Source organism: Leeuwenhoekiella sp. NPDC079379 (assembly GCF_044542075.1).
GTDB lineage: Bacteria > Bacteroidota > Bacteroidia > Flavobacteriales > Flavobacteriaceae > Leeuwenhoekiella.
The window spans coordinates 230,468-247,419 of sequence record NZ_JBITTU010000006.1 but is presented as its reverse complement, the minus strand read 5'-3'; the positions used below and the strand labels follow the sequence as shown (position 1 = coordinate 247,419).

19 protein-coding genes and 1 riboswitch are annotated in these 16,952 nt (G+C 35.8%); of the genes, 8 read left to right on the top strand and 11 right to left on the bottom strand.

The genetic code is table 11. The features are described 5' to 3' along the window. Positions 1-123: 123 nt before the first annotated feature. Positions 124-315, top strand: coding sequence for a cold-shock protein (locus tag ACIGAM_RS12935; RefSeq protein WP_396511858.1), 192 nt, complete (start codon positions 124-126; stop codon positions 313-315). 78 nt (positions 316-393) lie between these two features. Here ACIGAM_RS12935 and ACIGAM_RS12930 read toward each other — a convergent pair whose 3' ends face one another. Next, positions 394-1,038 (bottom strand): thiamine phosphate synthase, encoded by a 645-nt coding sequence (locus ACIGAM_RS12930; RefSeq protein WP_396511857.1) that lies wholly within the window; start codon positions 1,036-1,038, stop codon positions 394-396. Between the two features lie 279 nt (positions 1,039-1,317). Beyond that, on the bottom strand, positions 1,318-1,878 hold the full coding sequence (locus ACIGAM_RS12925; protein WP_396511856.1) for a DUF4494 domain-containing protein: 561 nt from the start codon (positions 1,876-1,878) through the stop codon (positions 1,318-1,320). A gap of 218 nt (positions 1,879-2,096) precedes the next feature. On the opposite strand from ACIGAM_RS12925, the gene ACIGAM_RS12920 reads away from it, so the two are divergent. Beyond that, positions 2,097-2,696, top strand: a complete 600-nt coding sequence (locus tag ACIGAM_RS12920) for a DUF6642 family protein (protein ID WP_396511855.1) — start codon at positions 2,097-2,099, stop codon at positions 2,694-2,696. A 111-nt stretch (positions 2,697-2,807) separates the two neighbouring features. Here the strand turns inward: ACIGAM_RS12920 and ACIGAM_RS12915 are convergent, their stop codons facing one another. Then, the gene (locus ACIGAM_RS12915; RefSeq protein WP_396511854.1) at positions 2,808-4,115 is read right to left on the bottom strand and encodes a Na+/H+ antiporter NhaC family protein; all 1,308 of its coding nucleotides are present in this window, start codon (positions 4,113-4,115) and stop codon (positions 2,808-2,810) included. A gap of 48 nt (positions 4,116-4,163) precedes the next feature. Then, positions 4,164-4,262, bottom strand: a riboswitch (SAM-I-IV-variant riboswitch). Positions 4,263-4,495: 233 nt separating this feature from the next. Between ACIGAM_RS12915 and ACIGAM_RS12910 the strand changes: the two genes are divergently transcribed. Both ACIGAM_RS12910 and ACIGAM_RS12905 read left to right on the top strand, forming a co-directional pair. Then, a complete protein-coding gene (locus ACIGAM_RS12910) occupies positions 4,496-4,966 on the top strand; it encodes a nucleoside deaminase (RefSeq protein WP_396511853.1) in 471 nt (156 codons plus the stop codon). 129 nt (positions 4,967-5,095) lie between these two features. Continuing rightward, entirely contained in the window at positions 5,096-5,572 is a 477-nt protein-coding gene (locus ACIGAM_RS12905) for a cupin domain-containing protein (RefSeq protein WP_396511852.1), read from the top strand. Positions 5,573-6,043: 471 nt separating this feature from the next. Here the strand turns inward: ACIGAM_RS12905 and ACIGAM_RS12900 are convergent, their stop codons facing one another. From ACIGAM_RS12900 to ACIGAM_RS12890, 3 genes are read right to left on the bottom strand one after another with little or no spacing between them, the layout of a single operon-like run. Further along, positions 6,044-6,598 carry a DUF4251 domain-containing protein gene (locus ACIGAM_RS12900; RefSeq protein ID WP_396511851.1) on the bottom strand — a complete coding sequence of 185 codons (555 nt, stop codon included), beginning with the start codon at positions 6,596-6,598 and terminating at the stop codon, positions 6,044-6,046. 40 nt (positions 6,599-6,638) lie between these two features. Next, on the bottom strand, positions 6,639-7,487 hold the full coding sequence (locus tag ACIGAM_RS12895; RefSeq protein ID WP_396511850.1) for a formate/nitrite transporter family protein: 849 nt from the start codon (positions 7,485-7,487) through the stop codon (positions 6,639-6,641). Between the two features lie 3 nt (positions 7,488-7,490). Further along, entirely contained in the window at positions 7,491-7,940 is a 450-nt protein-coding gene (locus tag ACIGAM_RS12890; protein WP_396511849.1) for a nucleoside deaminase, read from the bottom strand. A gap of 322 nt (positions 7,941-8,262) precedes the next feature. On the opposite strand from ACIGAM_RS12890, the gene ACIGAM_RS12885 reads away from it, so the two are divergent. The 3 genes from ACIGAM_RS12885 (at position 8,263) to ACIGAM_RS12875 (ending at position 10,134) form a co-directional block, all read left to right on the top strand. Continuing rightward, a complete protein-coding gene (locus ACIGAM_RS12885) occupies positions 8,263-9,216 on the top strand; it encodes a TerC family protein (protein ID WP_396511848.1) in 954 nt (317 codons plus the stop codon). A gap of 121 nt (positions 9,217-9,337) precedes the next feature. Next, positions 9,338-9,640, top strand: a complete 303-nt coding sequence (hpf, locus tag ACIGAM_RS12880) for a ribosome hibernation-promoting factor, HPF/YfiA family (protein WP_396511847.1) — start codon at positions 9,338-9,340, stop codon at positions 9,638-9,640. Between the two features lie 11 nt (positions 9,641-9,651). Next, entirely contained in the window at positions 9,652-10,134 is a 483-nt protein-coding gene (locus tag ACIGAM_RS12875) for an arsenate reductase family protein (protein WP_396511846.1), read from the top strand. Between the two features lie 75 nt (positions 10,135-10,209). Here ACIGAM_RS12875 and ACIGAM_RS12870 read toward each other — a convergent pair whose 3' ends face one another. From ACIGAM_RS12870 to ACIGAM_RS12850, 5 genes are all read right to left on the bottom strand, one after another. Beyond that, on the bottom strand, positions 10,210-10,812 hold the full coding sequence (locus ACIGAM_RS12870; RefSeq protein ID WP_396511845.1) for a nitroreductase family protein: 603 nt from the start codon (positions 10,810-10,812) through the stop codon (positions 10,210-10,212). Positions 10,813-10,893: 81 nt separating this feature from the next. After that, entirely contained in the window at positions 10,894-11,145 is a 252-nt protein-coding gene (locus tag ACIGAM_RS12865) for an acyl carrier protein (protein ID WP_396511844.1), read from the bottom strand. Between the two features lie 28 nt (positions 11,146-11,173). Next, complete coding sequence (locus ACIGAM_RS12860) at positions 11,174-12,442, bottom strand: beta-ketoacyl-[acyl-carrier-protein] synthase family protein (protein WP_396511843.1); 1,269 nt, start codon at positions 12,440-12,442, stop codon at positions 11,174-11,176. After that, positions 12,442-12,885 (bottom strand): 3-hydroxyacyl-ACP dehydratase FabZ family protein, encoded by a 444-nt coding sequence (locus tag ACIGAM_RS12855; RefSeq protein ID WP_396511842.1) that lies wholly within the window; start codon positions 12,883-12,885, stop codon positions 12,442-12,444. Before ACIGAM_RS12855 ends, ACIGAM_RS12860 begins: the two co-directional genes overlap by 1 nt. Positions 12,886-12,889: 4 nt before the next feature. Further along, complete coding sequence (locus tag ACIGAM_RS12850) at positions 12,890-15,292, bottom strand: zinc-dependent metalloprotease (RefSeq protein ID WP_396511841.1); 2,403 nt, start codon at positions 15,290-15,292, stop codon at positions 12,890-12,892. A 192-nt stretch (positions 15,293-15,484) separates the two neighbouring features. On the opposite strand from ACIGAM_RS12850, the gene ACIGAM_RS12845 reads away from it, so the two are divergent. Beyond that, positions 15,485-16,948, top strand: coding sequence for a circularly permuted type 2 ATP-grasp protein (locus tag ACIGAM_RS12845; protein ID WP_396511840.1), 1,464 nt, complete (start codon positions 15,485-15,487; stop codon positions 16,946-16,948). Positions 16,949-16,952 lie beyond the last annotated feature (4 nt).

Sequence of the window (16,952 nt, the reverse complement as noted above, 5' to 3'; positions counted from 1 at the left end):
ATTCATTTATTTGGTGCCTTATTCATTTAAAATCTTGTTTTGTTAGGGATTAACTTTAGATTACTGTACCTTTGGCATCGTAATTGCTTACTATTAAGTAATTATTAAAATTTAAATAGTATTATGAGTAACGGAACAGTAAAATTTTTCAACGAAACCAAAGGATTTGGATTTATTACAGAAGAAGGTGTTGAAAAAGACCACTTTGTACACATTTCTGGTTTAATCGACGAAATTCGCGAAGGCGATGAAGTTGAATTTGAACTTAAAGAAGGTAACAAAGGTTTAAACGCAGTAAACGTAAGAGTTATCTAAGACATATCTTGTAAGTTTAAGAAAGCCCGTCAATTTTTTGACGGGCTTTTTGTTTTTTTAAAATGTTCCTGACTACATCTATTTAAAAGAATGACGCTGCTCTTCAGTAGAAGAGGCTTTTAAAAGTTGGTGAAATATTTTTATCGAGTTGAAGTCCTGAGTGATTGTGTCAGAATCTACAATTCCTGAAATTCCGGCAGTCAATAAGTCTTTTACATCTTCTGTAGCAATACCGCCTGAACCTAGTATGGGTGTTGTGGTGTTTAAAGATTCAGTAATAAGACTATACCCGTCTAAACCTAATTCTGCTTTTGCATCTCCTTGTGAATAGGTTTTAAATGGTGCTAAATTAATGTAATCAATATCTTTTTCAATCAAAGCCTCACAGTCCTGTATTGTATGCGCACCCGCACCTATAATTTGCCAGGTATATAAATGATTGCGTACTGAAAGTAGACTAGAAAGATCTGTTTTTTCTAAATACACGCCATCTGCTTTAATCTCTCTGGCGATTTTATGATGATCTGTTACAATTAATCGAGTTTGATAATGTGCTGTAAGTTCACGTACCTGTCTAGCCAATTGAAGCAGCTGCTTCTCAGTAGCTTTATCAAAATGCAGTTGAACCAATTCTATACCCGCAGAACAGGCTTTTTGAATATTTTCCAGTTGCTCTTCTGGAGATTTGCCCTGTGATTTATAATGAAGTTTAGGTATAATCATGTTTCAATTTTAGTAAGCATTTGCGTTTGCAAATATAGGTGTGTAGGGCGCTTAATCGGTTTGATATTATAATAAGTTGGAGTGTCTGTCTCTAATTAAATTTCATATGAAGCTGTCTAGAGTGCAATATTCTTGCGCCACTTTAGAGTCTACAAAAAATTAATTAGAAAAAAAGTCCCGAAAAATCGGGACTTTATAAAGAGTTTTATAACGGTCATTTGAGTAAATTAAAACTCAAATGAGATTACTCCCCTTACTCAAATTGAATTGTAATTTATGTTATTCAGCTTCTACAGTAAGCGAATCAGCCATTGCTAATTCTTCATTTTCGTCGTTGTAGGTAGGTGTAGATTCTTTTAAACGGGTAAACTCTTCCAGACGTTCCGTCTCATCTTCATCACCAGAAAAATACGGAAAAACATCCATAATAGGAGATTCAGAAACTGCCGGTATTGTGTACTCGCCCATGGTATCCTGCATCGTAGTTACCGTATTTTCAAAGGCTTCTTTTACATCATTTGCCTGTACCAGCAGATACATATTGGTTTTGCGTTCTTTACCGCTTTCTTCATCAAAAGCGATTAACGATATTTTAGATTTAAACCAGCGGTCGCTATTTTCAAAAGGATGAATCTCTGCATAATTAGCAACTTTAATGTTTGTGATTTTAATCTCTTCACCTTCCATTAAATACGAAGCCATTTCTTCTGTAATTCGGCTTTCTGCTTCAGTGTACGAGATTGCATCTACTAAAAAAGGTTCGGTTTTAACCTTTTGCGTACCAGACGCTTCATCAAATTTTCTATATTTTACCTTGCATTCGTACCAGGTTGCACTCATAATATATTGTTTTTAGAGTTTCAAAAATAGGGTATAGGTCGTGGGTAATTTGACATAAAAACAGATAGATATTCACAATTTAAAAAGCAGTTATTTATTCCGCTAGCAGGTAGGCTATTACCTATTTTAAAAACTACAGTTGCTTTTATTTCCTTAGGTAATCCCTTTAAATCACACTACAGTCTTTAAATTTGCAGTTTACTATATACTATTTTAAAGTGCTGGAAAAAAGAACACAATTACCACAAAAGAACGATCTAGATCCAGAGAAATTTATTTATTGTCTCGAAGGGGTTGCTGATGTAGAACTAAATCAAATTACTGAAGCTCAAAAAAATCTCGAAGAGTTAGTGATTCAGTACGGTATAGCAAGTATATATCAAACTTGTGATACCATAGAAGGTCTTGAAGCGAGCCTAAATACTCTGGTTTTAGATGACCATTATTTTAAGGAATACGAGATCATCTATCTGGTGATGACCGGAGAAGCCAATAGTATTTGCTTGAACGACTATTATTATAGTTTTCAAGAAATAGCAGAACTTTTTGAAGGAAAGCTAAGAGGTAAAATCGTTCATTTTTCAAGTGCTAAAATACTGGACCTTGATGAAGAAGAAGCTCAATATTTTCTTGATATCACAAATGCAAAAGCGGTTTCTGGCTATGGCAATGCAGATGCCGGGTTGAGCAGTTCAAACCTTGATAAAGTCTTTTTTAATCTGTTTAATGAAGATGATGATATTTTTGAAGTGGTAGAACAATTACATCAAAAACACTACGCAGCCTGTAAACTATTAGATTTTAGAATGTATTACTAAGCTTTTCGGTAGCACTTAAATTTGTGAGAAAACGTGTTCTGCATTTCGACTCATAAATTTGAATCTATAAATAGATTTGCATTAAATACATATAGTAGATTCCATATCAAACTACTTTAGATTTGGCTTGCGCATTGGGTTCAACGTAATAAAGAGCACTGTGTACACCAGCAATAGAAGTAAATACCAGGTATTTCCCATTAAATCTAAATAATCAATCTTTCCGTTAGAAAAGCTTAAAATCATAAGAACCTGCGCGCCATAAGGCAATAATCCCTGAACAATACAGGCAAAAATATCTAAAATTGAAGCTGTTTTTTTATTGTCTAATTTGTACTCATCATTAATAGTTTTTGCAATAGGACCGGCGATAATGATAGAGACCGTATTGTTTGCAATAGCCATATTGATGGTGCTTACCAATGTAGCAATACCAAGTTCTGCAGTTTTTCTATTTTTTATAAGCTTTTTAATGCTTACCAGAATAAATTCAATTCCGCCATTACGAGCTACCAGAGCTGCAAGGCCACCGGTAAGTAAAGAGAGTAAGAAAATTTCGGTCATATTCGTAAAGCCCTCATAGGCAATTCTGGTAGATTCTAAAAGCGTGAAATCGCCGTAGCTAATTCCTAAAACACCTGCTGCAAGTACTCCTAAAAACAGCGTTACAAATACATTAAGTCCCAGAATAGAAAGTAAAATTACTAGAATATACGGTGTGATTTTTAGCACATCATAGTTGTAGCTAACAGCTGTTGCTGCACTAGCTGTAAGATCTGTACCTTGAAAAACTAAGATAGCTATTGTACCTAAAGCTGCAGGTACGGCAATTTTTATATTCTGTTTAAATTTATCACTCATTTTGGTTCCGAGTGATTGGGTCGCCGCAATAGTCGTATCTGAAATAACCGATAAGTTATCTCCAAACATACTACCGCCTAAAAGTGCACCACAAAGTATCGCCAGGTCTGCGCTGCTGTTTGCAGCAAAACCTACAACAATAGGAGCCAGGGCTACAATAGCGCCTACCGAAGTTCCCGTAGAGACAGATAAGAAACCTGCAATGATAAAAATACCCATATAGATGTATTCAATAGCAATGAAGTCTAAACCCATATTTACAATTGCATCTACACTGCCGGTTGCATTGGTAATAGCGGCAAAAGCACCTGCAAGTAGATAAATTAAGCACATTGTCAAGATTTTATCATCACCACAGCCTTTTAAAAGTGTTCTAATTTTAGCGTTAATAGATTGTCTAAATAGTATAAATGCCACAACAATCCCTACTATAACTGCGATAGGAGCAGGAAGTGCATAAAAGTCGTTTTGATAAATACCTACGCCAAGAAAGGTACCTACAAAGACAAATAATGGAATGAGTGCTGAGAATTTTGGGGTAATCTTAAGTTCTGCCATTTTATAATTTTACACTCAAAAAGGCAATAGCAGTAATTACATAGACGTATGCGTTAACAAGGTTTCCAAGTAATTGGCTTATCTATCTTAGCACCTTGCTCGTTATTGCAGGTTGCTATCTCCCTTATGAGATTCTGGATAATTAATTTAAGGGCGCAAAAGTACTCTAGCAATTATTATTCATCCTACTTTAAAAGTTAATATTTTTATAACGTGCGTATTCTGAATTTGTATTCCTAAACCGATGGGAGGGAAGTGGTATCTTTTTTAGATATGTTTTTTTTTGCGGAAAATATTAGAGTACTACTTGATTTCATCAGCAATTAAATATTCTTAAAAGCATCATAAACTCCTATATTTACAGCAAATACGAAAAGATAATGAGCAACGAAGAATTTATGTTAGAAGCTGTAAATGCGGCTTTAAAAGGAATGCAAAATAATGAAGGAGGACCCTTTGGCTGTGTGATTGTCAAAGACGGAAAAATTATAGGAAAAGGAAATAATAAAGTTACTTCTACAAATGATCCTACCGCACACGCCGAAGTTACGGCCATACGTGACGCGTGTAAAAATTTAAATTCGTTTCAACTCGATGGCTGTACGATTTATACTTCCTGCGAACCTTGCCCAATGTGCCTGGGAGCAATCTACTGGGCGAGACCTGAAAAAGTGTATTACGGAAGCAGTCAACAAGACGCAGCTAACATAGGCTTTGATGATGCGTTTATTTATAAGGAAATCCCTTTACCATACGAGAAGCGCAGCATCCCTTTTGAGCAATTGTCTCCCGAAGTCGCCATTAAACCTTTTCAGGAATGGACAAAAAAATTGGATAAGACGGAGTATTAGGCTTTAGCTAAACGTGTAATTAATAGTTAAAATAATTTTTAGACTAGTTCCTAAAAACAGTTACTTAGATATATAATACCATCATACTTATTGGTTAATTTATAAAGGCTTAAACAATAAATTTTTAAAATGAAAAAAATACTAGTTCTCCTTATTTCTATAGTTTCTTTAGGTGCATCTGCACAACATGCTGACTATACTGTATCTTCCTACTTAGATGAAGGTATTAAAGCTCCCAATACGCATTATCTGGGAGAAGCTTGGTTATCTAGAATCTTGCAAGAAGATGAAAATTTACCATATAATCTTGTTAAAGCTACATTTAAGGCAAATTCTACGTTAGACTGGCATAAACACAGTACTACACAGGTATTAATCGTTGTAGAGGGAATCGGGTATTATCAGGAAAAGGGCAAAGAACCTTATATAATGAAAACTGGTGATATTATTAAATGTCTAAAGGATACAGAACATTGGCACTCGTCTTCAAAAAATAACGATGTGACTTACTTAGCGCTTTACAGTGGTGAAACTCCCACCGAATGGACAGAAGTTGTAAGCAGGCAATATTATGATGCTGTTGCCGAAAAGCTGAAAGAAAATTAATTACCAACTTACAAAATTTAGAATCTTGAACGTATAAATCCAAAGCTCTGAAAATCGCGTATTTGAAAATTTCTTGGACTTCGTACAGAATACGCGAATTTTGAAAATTATAGTTTTTTCTATATAATGAGTTAGTAATCAATATGAATCGTATTTGTGATTTCTCGACTGTACTCAAAATGATATCAAGGTTGTTTTAATTTTTCTAATGCTTTAAAGATAGTATTAAGATTATTGAATTCTTTCACGATTGCATTCGTAATAACAGTTAGTTTAAAACAATCTATTAAATACAGCTAAAAGGAAAAACTAAGAAAAATGAGTTCTTAGCACTATTTCACTAATCAATATATTTGTTCTATAATTTACATTATGTAAAATAGAATTTATTGAAGCTTCTTTTTCAAGCAAGAGTTGCTTCACATTACTTTTTCAAGGAAATTATATTTTAGACCTAATATTCTATTAACCTTACTTCTTAGATCCCTCAGGTTTTAATTGATCTACAGTTCCGCGATAATGTATTGTTGTGCGTTGTGTACTTTGTACAGAAAGATCTGCAACCAGATTAGATCTTGGATTGAGTATAAAATCATAGCTTTCGGTTCCTTCAGTATCACGTGCCGAAAATGTGATTACATACATTCCTTTCTTAATTTCCTTTTCATAATCACGTATCAATCCGTTTACCGTTATTCCCGCATCTCGGGTATTATAAGCGCCACCCATACGGCGTTCACCAAAATAAGGTAGTCTTGCGTGAATGCTATCGCCATCAATCTTTACAAAATTGGGATTACCTATTAAACTTACCTGAGCAGAATTGTTACCGGGTCCTAATATATTACTGTTTAAAACAGCTTTTACAGCTGCAGTATTCATAGGCATTGCATAGGTCGCTTCAATCTGATATTCTTTTGCTTCAAGCCACGCATTTAAATCTGCGTTTGTAGTAGCATCAATATCTTTTGAGCTTCCGCAATTCACTAAAAAAAGACTAAGTACTATGAGGTAAATTGTTTTCATAATTTTTTCTATTAGTGTATCAAATTTCCTGCCTAACATTTTAGCTTACATTATTGACAAAAGCGCGGTATTTTAATAATGCCACAAAAAAGGCGCCGCCTATTGCGTTACCTATAAGTGCTGTACTCTGCACGCTTATATACTGCCCCAATGTGATTTCGGTACCACTAATATAGGCTGCAAAAACTTCAACATTACCTATAATACTATGATGCAAACCGGTAAATGCCATAGTTGCTGTGATTAAAAATATTATAATAATACGGCTTACCGTATCTTTTGAAGAGGTTACTAACCAGGATAGTAAGCCCATCATCCACCCTGCTAAAATTGCACTTACTAAAATGGTAGGAAGACCAAAACCGGCCACGTGTTTACCAATAGTAATTACCGTCTCAACATCAAAAATCCCCAATTTGGGACCTATCCAAACTAAAACCAATCCGATTAAAGTACCGCCTAGTAAGTTTCCAAAAATTACCAAACCCCACAAACGCAATAGACTTACTATGCTATGTTGCCTATTGAGTACGGGCAACGTGAGTAACGAAGTTTGTTCTGTAAACAATATTGATTGACCTAAAACCACCAGAATAAATCCTAATGGATATACCAGAGCAATTATTTTAAACAGACTTTCTTCTGCTAAACTATCTGAAAAAAAATAAAATACACTACAGAGCATCATATAGCTAAAACCTATCTCAAGACCGGCAGTTAGTGAGCTCATAATAATACTGCTGGTACTTAGACTGTATATTTTTTTACCCTCGCAAATTTGTTCTTTTAATATCTCACCGTGACTCTTTGCCTGTGATTCTTCAGAAACTTCAGACTTTTCCAGTTCCTTATCTATATTTTTTTGCTTTTCTTCTTCTTCCTCGCTCATACTCTAGTTTTTCCAGACTGCAACAGCTTCTTCCCGTAATAGTTGTTTTAAATTGAATTCTACGTGTCTTTTACCAGTATGTGAATTGTAAAAGAGATCGCTATAAATATAACCCGCATCCTTAGCATCTGCAGCAGATGCACCATAATAAACCATTTGCAGTTCTGCCCATCTGGTTGCTCCCAGACACATCAAACAGGGTTCACAGCTGGTATACAAGATACAACCCTCAAGACTTTTGTTGGATAATTTTTTGCAAGCTTCCTGAATCATACCCAATTCTGCATGCTGGGTACAATCTGTATTTTTTCCTACCTGATTGTGGCCTTCTGCGATAATTGCTCCATCTTTTACAATTACAGCTCCAAATGCTCCTCCTCCATTGGTTTCCTTCCCTTTTTGAGCCCAGGCGATGGCTTTACGCATAAAAGCTTCGTTAGAATTTGATTCCATAGCAATTTTGATATTTTGTGTAGTTGGGTATTATCTAATTTAGTCTGTTACTAACAATTTAGTTCTGATAGTTTTAAGCAATAAGATTATTTTATATTTTAGTGTAAAATAATTAGTTAATCCTGAGCATTGTATCTTATTAAACAGAATTTATAGAGAAAGATATAAGACCACAATTATTTAACAGCAATTTAGAATCTTTAGATTTTCAAGGCTTGTAATCTATAGTATATTTGCGCCTGAACAAATTAACACAAATAAATTAATGGAATAAGCGTGTTCAATTTAGTCTGTTAGTTTCATCTAATATTACACAACAACTATGCTTATCTGGGGTCTATTTATCGTCTTTATTCTTATTTGTCTGGCACTAGATCTAGGTGTTTTTAATAAGGAAGATCACATTATTAAAAGTAAAGAAGCCGGTATCTGGACTGCAGTTTGGTTTAGTATCGCAATGGCATTTAGTGGGATTATTTACTGGCTTTTTAGTGCAGAACTTATTGAAAATCCAACTAATATTACTGCAAATACAGCAGTACTCAAATATATCACTGGTTATCTTATAGAGTTGTCATTAAGTATAGATAACGTATTTGTGATCGCTGTGATTTTTTCTTCTTTTGCAATACCTCCTAAATTTCAACACCGGGTTTTGTTCTGGGGTATTTTAGGAGCAATTGTTTTTAGAGCATTAATGATTGTTTTTGGTGTTGCGCTTATCAACAAGTTTGAATGGATAATTTACGTTTTTGGAGCATTCCTATTATTTACCGCTTTCAAAATGCTTAAATCTGATGACGATTACGATCCGCAGGATTCTACGGTTTATAAATCTGTAAAAAAATTATTCCCGGTAACCACAACTATAGAAGGTCACGCCTTTTTTCTGGTTGAGCACGGTAAGCGTGCCGCTACTCCCCTTTTTCTAGCTTTAATTGTCATAGAGCTTACCGATATTCTTTTTGCCTTAGATAGCATCCCGGCGATTCTGGCAATCACGGCAGATCCATTTATTGTTTTTACATCTAATATATTAGCGATTTTAGGTTTGCGTTCTATGTACTTCCTAATTTCTAGAATGCTTCAAAAATTCCGTTATATCAATTACAGTTTGGTTGTGATACTGGCATTTGTAGGTCTCAAAATGATCTTCTCACATATGATTGAAGTTCCTGAATGGATGTCACTGGCAGTCATTGTACTTTCTCTAGCCGGTGGAATTTTAGCTTCCATCTATATTGCAGGTCCAAATACTCCAGAAGAAGAAGTTTAAATTCTGAAGAGGCACTTTAAAATTAAGCTTAATTAACGCTTAGTTGTCAAAGAAAGCCTAAAGTCTGTGGTATGCTGTGAGGCTTTGCGTAATTTTAGGAAACTAATAAAATATACAGATTATGAATTATAACTTTGAGTATAACGATGTAGCCGCTAGTGAGGCTTTAGAAGATTTCACAAAAGAGCAATTAGATAAATTAGTACATAAATATGATTTTATCGTACGTGCAGATATTTTCTTTAAAACTGAAAATACATCAAGCGACGAAACAGGTAAAATTGCAGGAATTCGTTTAAGTGCTCCGGGACCGCGTCTATACGCAGATCACAGTTCTAAAAGCTTTCACGAGTCTGTAAAAGAAGCGATTCGCGAATTGAATATTCAACTTGCTAAGCGTAAGGATAAAATGAAATCTCATTAATTAGATAACTTATGAAATCTATAGCTAGAAATGAAAATCAGATAACATTGATCTATAGTAGTACAAGCCGAATTGGCGAGCGTACTTTTGGTCATATTTCTGCAGTAAAAGATAAAGAATTACAAACCATAGATATTGCTAAAAATCCTTTAACAGGTACGCAGTGGGCAGAGCTTGCTGAAGAACTTAATAAACCTATGCGAGAGTTGTTGAGTTTTGAAGACGTTAGTGATGATGATGAGATTAAAAATGGGGACTTTGATGAGAATGATTACGTAAATATTCTCAAAAACAGACCCGAAATATTTGCACATCCTGTAATCATACATAATGAAACAGTAAAGCAAATAAATAACCCTACACAGGCTCAAGAATTTTTAGGTGTTGATAGTGCCGGTCTTGATAAAAAGATGATGCACGAAGAGCCGACAATTAGCAGCACTACAAAAAATGAACGTTTTATAGATAAGCCAGATAATGGCGATCATAATTAAAGAAAGTTTATTATAAGTAAAAAGCGGATCGTTTATAACGATCCGCTTTTTTTATTTCTGTTATTTGAAAAAAATCTAGTTTACCTTATTTTCAAAATTTCCATTAAACGCAAATTGATCTACTGTGATACGCTCACGTTTTTGCTTGCGTTCATCATCTCTTAAATCTTCGGGTAATGTATCAAGATCACCACCATAACGACCGAATGCAACTGCGGTAGCAATACCAAATTCTTTGGTAAAATTAAATTCACTATGTGCTTTATCTGGCTCTAAACCTGCCATTTGATGTGCTGCAATACCCTTATGGTTAGCCTGTATAACTACATTTCCCATAAAAAGACCTAAATCGTGCATCGCGTGTGTGTACTCGTCACCATCTTTAGTAGTTTTCTTGTAAGCTGTAATCATAAGTGCCTGAGCGTTTTTTGCCCAGCTTTGATTAAATTCAACTAAACAGGATAAAATACGATCATATACAGGATCTCCTTTTATACCGAAAATAATTCTCCAGGGTTGTTGATTGTATGAACTTGATGCCCAGCGCCCTGCCTCTAGCAGTTGTTTTACCTCAGATACAGAAAGTGGTACATCATCAAACGCACGCGGACTCCAGCGTGTTTTAATCTCGTCCATAATTTCAAAATCTGTAGGTGTAATTTTCTTAATCTCTTCCATAATTTTATTTTTGAAAGAAAGTTAAAAGTTATAATTAAAACAGAAGCATTTTTAACGCTTGTTAACGCAATTAAATCACTATTACTTCGCTGCTAACTTTTGTTCGATAAGCGTTATGGATGCTTTTACCGTTTCCATTTTATCAAGTTCGTCATCTTCAATTGTAATATCAAAAGCATCTTCTACATCCAGTACAATATCAACCAGATGTGTTGAATTTATATTGAGGTCGCTTACCAGATGGCTATCTTCAGAAATGCTTGCTGCATCAACGTCTTCAGGTAAATAAGGCTTAATAATTTGAGTTAGTTTTTCGTAAATTTCTTGATTCATATAGGTTGTTTTTTCCGCTTTAGCGAAATTATATTTTTTTAAAAATAAGACAACAGTTCACATCCCCAAAGCCGAAACTCGCTTTTGCAAGAATATTAAATTCGAGATTCGTTCGGGTTCTTGGTATTCGGGTTTCTGAGATTATTTTAAGAATTTCAGGATTAATCTGTTGCAGGTTTATATTCGGAAACAAAAATTGATGTTTCAACTCTAATACCGAAGCAACACATTCTATACTTCCAGAAGCGGCAAGGCAGTGCCCCGTCATTCCTTTTAAAGAATTTATATAGGGAAAATCTGCCCCACTACGATCTAAAGCTTCGCTCCAGTTTCTAATTTCTAAATCATCTTTTGAAGTAGCTGTTAAGTGACCATTAATTACATCAACCTGGTTGCCGGTAATATTAGCATCTTTTAAAGCTTCAGAAATACAGCGTTTAACTGCAATAGGATTAGGTGCTGTCATAGAACCTTCCTGACGCTGACCACCACTATTACTGTTGCCTCCCAGAATCTCTGCGTAAATTTTTGCTCCGCGTTTTTGTGCACTTTCTAAGGTTTCCAGAACTAATGCTCCTGCCCCACTGCCAGGCACAAAACCACTAGCGTCTGCAGCCATAGGTCGTGAGGCTTGTGAGGGGCTGGCATTATATTTTGAAGGTAAAATACGTAACGCATCAAAACCACACCATACGTAGGGACCGCCATCACTAGTACTTCCTGCAAGCATTCGGGTTGCTTTTCCACTTTTTATGCGCTCGTAGGCTAATAGAATCGCTTCGGTGCCTGTAGAGCACGCAGACGAGTTAGTTGTTACCAGATTTCCTAATCCCAGCATACCGCCCAGATAGGCACTTACACCACTACTCATTGTTTGTTGTACACTTGTACTGCCCAGTCTACGGGTATTGCCCTCATCAACCTTATAAATACTTTCTCTGTACTTATCTACGCCCAGTGTACCCACGCCAAAGATGGTTCCGCTATCAAAATCACAGTGTTCTTCATCTATTTTGAGACCGGCATCGTGCCAGGCTTCCATACCGGCAGCGACACCGTATAAAATACCTGCTGCATTAAAATTACGTAGCTGCAATGGTGTGAAATATTTAGACTTAACAGCTTCAGAAATTAAAGGCATCCCTCCTATCTGACATGAGAAATTAAGTTTCTCAAGTTCGCTGTAAAATCGAATTCCACTTTTACCATTTTCTATTGCTTCTTTAAAAGCCGGGACACCTACGCCGTTGGGAGCGCATACACCTAATCCCGTAACTACTACTCTGGGAGTCTGCATTAATTTGTTTTTAAAATTCCTGAAAATACCCCACTGCATACCACATCCCCCGCGGAATTAAGCATCTTAACTTTTGCCTTTAACTTATGGAATCTAAAATACTCCAGTTCAGACACTACTATAACTTGTTCATTAGGGAAAACAGGCTTAAAAAATTGAGCATTGTTTTCTGTCATTGCCACTGTAGCATTATTTTTGAGATCAAAATCTTTGTCTCTAAGCTTATAAATCCCGAGGCTTACTAAGCCTATTTGCATCATACATTCTAAAAGAATAACGCCCGGTGTAACGGGATAATTTGGGAAATGTCCTTTATAAAAATCAGAATCTTCTGGAAATGTATAGATACCTTTTATATGATTATCTGAAACTTCAGTTATCGTATCTACAAATAAAAAAGGTTTTGTGTACGGTAGTTTTTCTACGAGTTCTTGATGTGTCACTATTTTAATTGTTTGTGCATTGATAGCTTCCTATGGGCGAGCCATCAGGAATTTTAGGGGCTAAAACCGGCTTATATTCTTCAGGATTTTTAATAAAACGTGTGATTTCCTGACTCATATAACGCTCATTTACATCATTAGTATCTGTCATTTTTAAAGCTAAATCAGCTAAAATTGCCATTGTTTCTGCCTTAACCTGGGGTATCGCATTTGTGTTTACTGCAAGTTGTTTTAAATGTTCAAGTACGCGGTAATTAATCGTTTGTTGTACTTCGGAAAGATAGGAATCTCGATGTCGATTTTTGAAACTAGCCTTGATTAAATCTTCTAAAACATCTTGAAATGAAAAATGCTTAGAATCCCATGCGTGCTGAGCCACAATTCGATTTGCGCGTTCTGCATTTAATAAAAAGTCTAAGGTCATATCTGCGGCAGTTTCGGGAGCTCCAAGCGGATCAAATGTTATCCCGGTATTGCCTTTAAAACTTTCGCGATCTCTACCATAACCATAGGCTCTTGGTGGAAATAAATCTAGTTTATCTTTAGGTATTGCAAGGTTATTTGCATCTAACGTATTTAGAACCGCTTTTAGCGCAGCTTCTTGTTCCTCTTTTGAAACTAGTTTTAATACTTCTTGCTTTCCGTCACCCTTTACAGCATAATTGTACCGCAAACCGCCAATGCTTTTAATCGCCGCTTCAGTCTGATATCTATGATAAAAATAAAGAGGAACAAATACGTCTTCTAAAACAGATAGGGGCTCTCCCGTACGTATATTGTCAATTCCGAAGTTTTCAATAGCTTTTTTCCGAAGTGCCAAGACACCACGCAACTCTGTCGAAGCATTTGCTCCATTATCCCATAAATGTGCATCAGGATGTGAGCCCGTCGCAGAGCGTGAATCACTATCTGTAATAAATCTTAGGCCATCACGTTCTGCGTTTTCTAATAACGAATTTAAATACCAGGTTTCTGTCATTCCTTTAGCAATATCGCTGTAACTATATGCGACAGTCACTTTGTCCCAACGGCCAATACCAGTTGCATAGGCGTTACTAAAATCTATTTTATCTACATTTAACCGTATTGTAGGATGCGGATAATCCATCACAGAAGATCGGTCTGTAACGCTCGCTGCAAAATTATGTGCAAAGCCCAGCGTATGCCCTACTTCGTGTGCAGCAAGTTGTCGAATACGCGCGATGGCCATCGCCAACATAGGCTCATAATTTGCATCAGAATCTGCAAAGGGTTTATTCATAAGAGCCTGAGCAATCATAAAATCCTGACGTATTCTTAAACTTCCCAGACTTACGTGACCTTTTAAGATTTCTCCCGTACGAGGATCAACCACGCTTGCGCCATAGCTCCACCCGCGGGTGCTGCGGTGCACCCATTGAATTACATTATATCTTAAATCTAATGGATCTGCGCCTTCAGGAAGCATTTTTACTTGAAAGGCATTTTTATAGCCTATACTCTCAAAAGCCTGATCCCACCACGATGCTCCTTCTAATAAAGCAGTACGTACCGGCTCAGGCGTACCAGGATCTAAATAGTAAATAATAGGCTTTATAGGTTCACTAATCTCCAATTCAGGATTTTTCTTTTCGAGGCGATGTCTTATAATAAGTTTTTTATCTATAGCCTCCTGTACTGGAGATGCGTAGTCTTTATAAGAGATATGAATTGCTCCTGACCGCGGATCGAATTTGCGAGTTTGATAACCAGCTTCTGGTAGTGCAACAAATGAATGATGCTGAATTACAGAAATAGATGAAGCATCAGGTGCGACAGATCGTAAGTTTCTACCTTGAGGTTCTCCTTTAAAAGTAAGTAAAGCTTCAAATTCATTATTTTTAGGAAACGCCTTTGTATTTTTCATTGCTAAAGCACTTCGCTCTTTGTCATATTTATAAGTGCCTTCGTTATTTGATTTTAGACGTTGTACAACACCATGTGCATCTTCTAATAAAAAAGGTGTCAGATCTATTATATAAGTATCACCTTTTGTTTCTTTAATTTCAAAACCAAATAAAACCGATTTGGCAAATGCTTCCTCTACAGATTCACGCTCTGCAACATTATCTGTAATGGCCCTATAATCTTGATTGGGCTGAACTAATAATAATTTATTACCTGCTTTTATAAATTTTACAATTGCTGTACCTCCTAGCTGACCGCGGTCTAAACCTATATCATTAGAACCCAATCCACTTTTGAGAGCATGTACATAAATAAATTCTTCTCCTACATTAGGTACTTCCAGATAGATGTTATCTGATTTCTCGTCGTAGTGATATGTAAAAAGGCCTTTATGAGTTTGTAGGTTTTTTATTTTTTCTAAGAACTGCGCGTGTGCTACAGAAACAAAGACTAGAAGAGCGAGTGTAATTATTTTTTTCATAGAAAGTATTGAACTCTAAAAATAGCCAAATAAATCAAAAATAAGTCTGCATCTATGTAATAAAGCCTATTGAAATATTCCTAATTATTTAATTAAAAACTGTTTATATATGAATTAAAACCGGAATAATTAAGATTTAATTATAAGCTCTTTACTATATAATTGCTATTTTAACATCAAAGAAACTAACCTATGTCAGAAACCCAACAGTCTATTTTTGCTTCTTATGAAAAAGACACCAAATTTTACGATGAGATATTTGATGAAAAAGGGAATGTGAAAAAAGTGTATCAAACATTATTTGATTTGTACAGTGGCCATTCTAGTCAAGACTTCGCAAAATTAAATGAGAAAGCAAAAGCCTCTTTTTTTAATCAGGGAATTACCTTTCAGGTATATAACGATAAAGAAGCAAAGGAGAAAATTTTCCCCTTTGATCTGTTTCCCCGTATTATAGATCAAAAAGAGTGGGATGTTATAGAACGAGGTGTTTTGCAGCGTAGCAAAGCTCTAAATCACTTTATCTGGGATATTTATCACGATAAAAAAATCATCAAACAAGGAATCGTGCCTTTAGATCTTATAAGTTCGTCTGCAAACTATCTGCATCAAATGATAGGCGTAGATCCTCCTGGCGGAATTTACAATCACGTCTCAGGAACAGATTTAATAAAACATTCTGATGGAAAGTATTATGTACTTGAAGATAACATTCGCTGCCCTTCTGGTGTAAGTTATGTTATTTGTAACCGTACAGCTCTTAAACGTGCACTCTTTGGTGTATTTAATCATTACAATGCCCATACTGTTACAGATTATGCACAGAATTTATTAGAAATGATGGAGTCTGTTAAACCTCGTGGTGTAGATGAGCCTAATTGTGTTGTAATAACTCCGGGAGTTTACAACTCAGCATACTACGAGCATTCGTATTTAGCAAAGGCAATGGGTGTAGAACTTGTAGAAGGTCGTGATCTGTTTGTTGAGAATGATTTTGTGTATATGCAAACCATTCGCGGCCCGCAGCGGGTAGACGTAATTTACCGTCGTGTAGACGATCAATTTTTAGATCCATTAGAGTTTAACCCTAAATCTATGTTGGGCGTTCCAGGATTGTTTTCGGCTTATAAAAATGGCAACGTATGTTTAGTTAATGCTCCGGGAACCGGCGTCGCAGACGATAAGGCGGTATATACCTATATGCCTGAAATTATTAAGTATTATTTAGGAGAAGAACCCATACTCAATAATGTACATACGTATCATTGCAGCAGACCAGATGAGATGAAGTATGTATTAGAAAACATAGATAAGCTTGTGATTAAACCGGTTGATGAAGCCGGCGGCTACGGTATATCTATAGGAAACACACTTACTAAAGAAGAGATCGAAAAGGTTAAAAAAACTATATTGGCTGCCCCAAGAAAATACATAGCACAACCTATTATGAGTCTTTCGGTGCATGCTACATATATTGAAGATAGCCAGTCATTTGAATCAAGACACGTAGATTTAAGAACCTATTGCCTTCTGGGAGCCAATAAAGATTTTGTTCTTAAAGGAGGTCTTACACGTGTAGCTTTAAAAAAAGGTAATCTAATTGTGAACTCTTCTCAGGGAGGTGGTTCTAAAGACACTTGGGTTCTTAAAAGCTAGAATA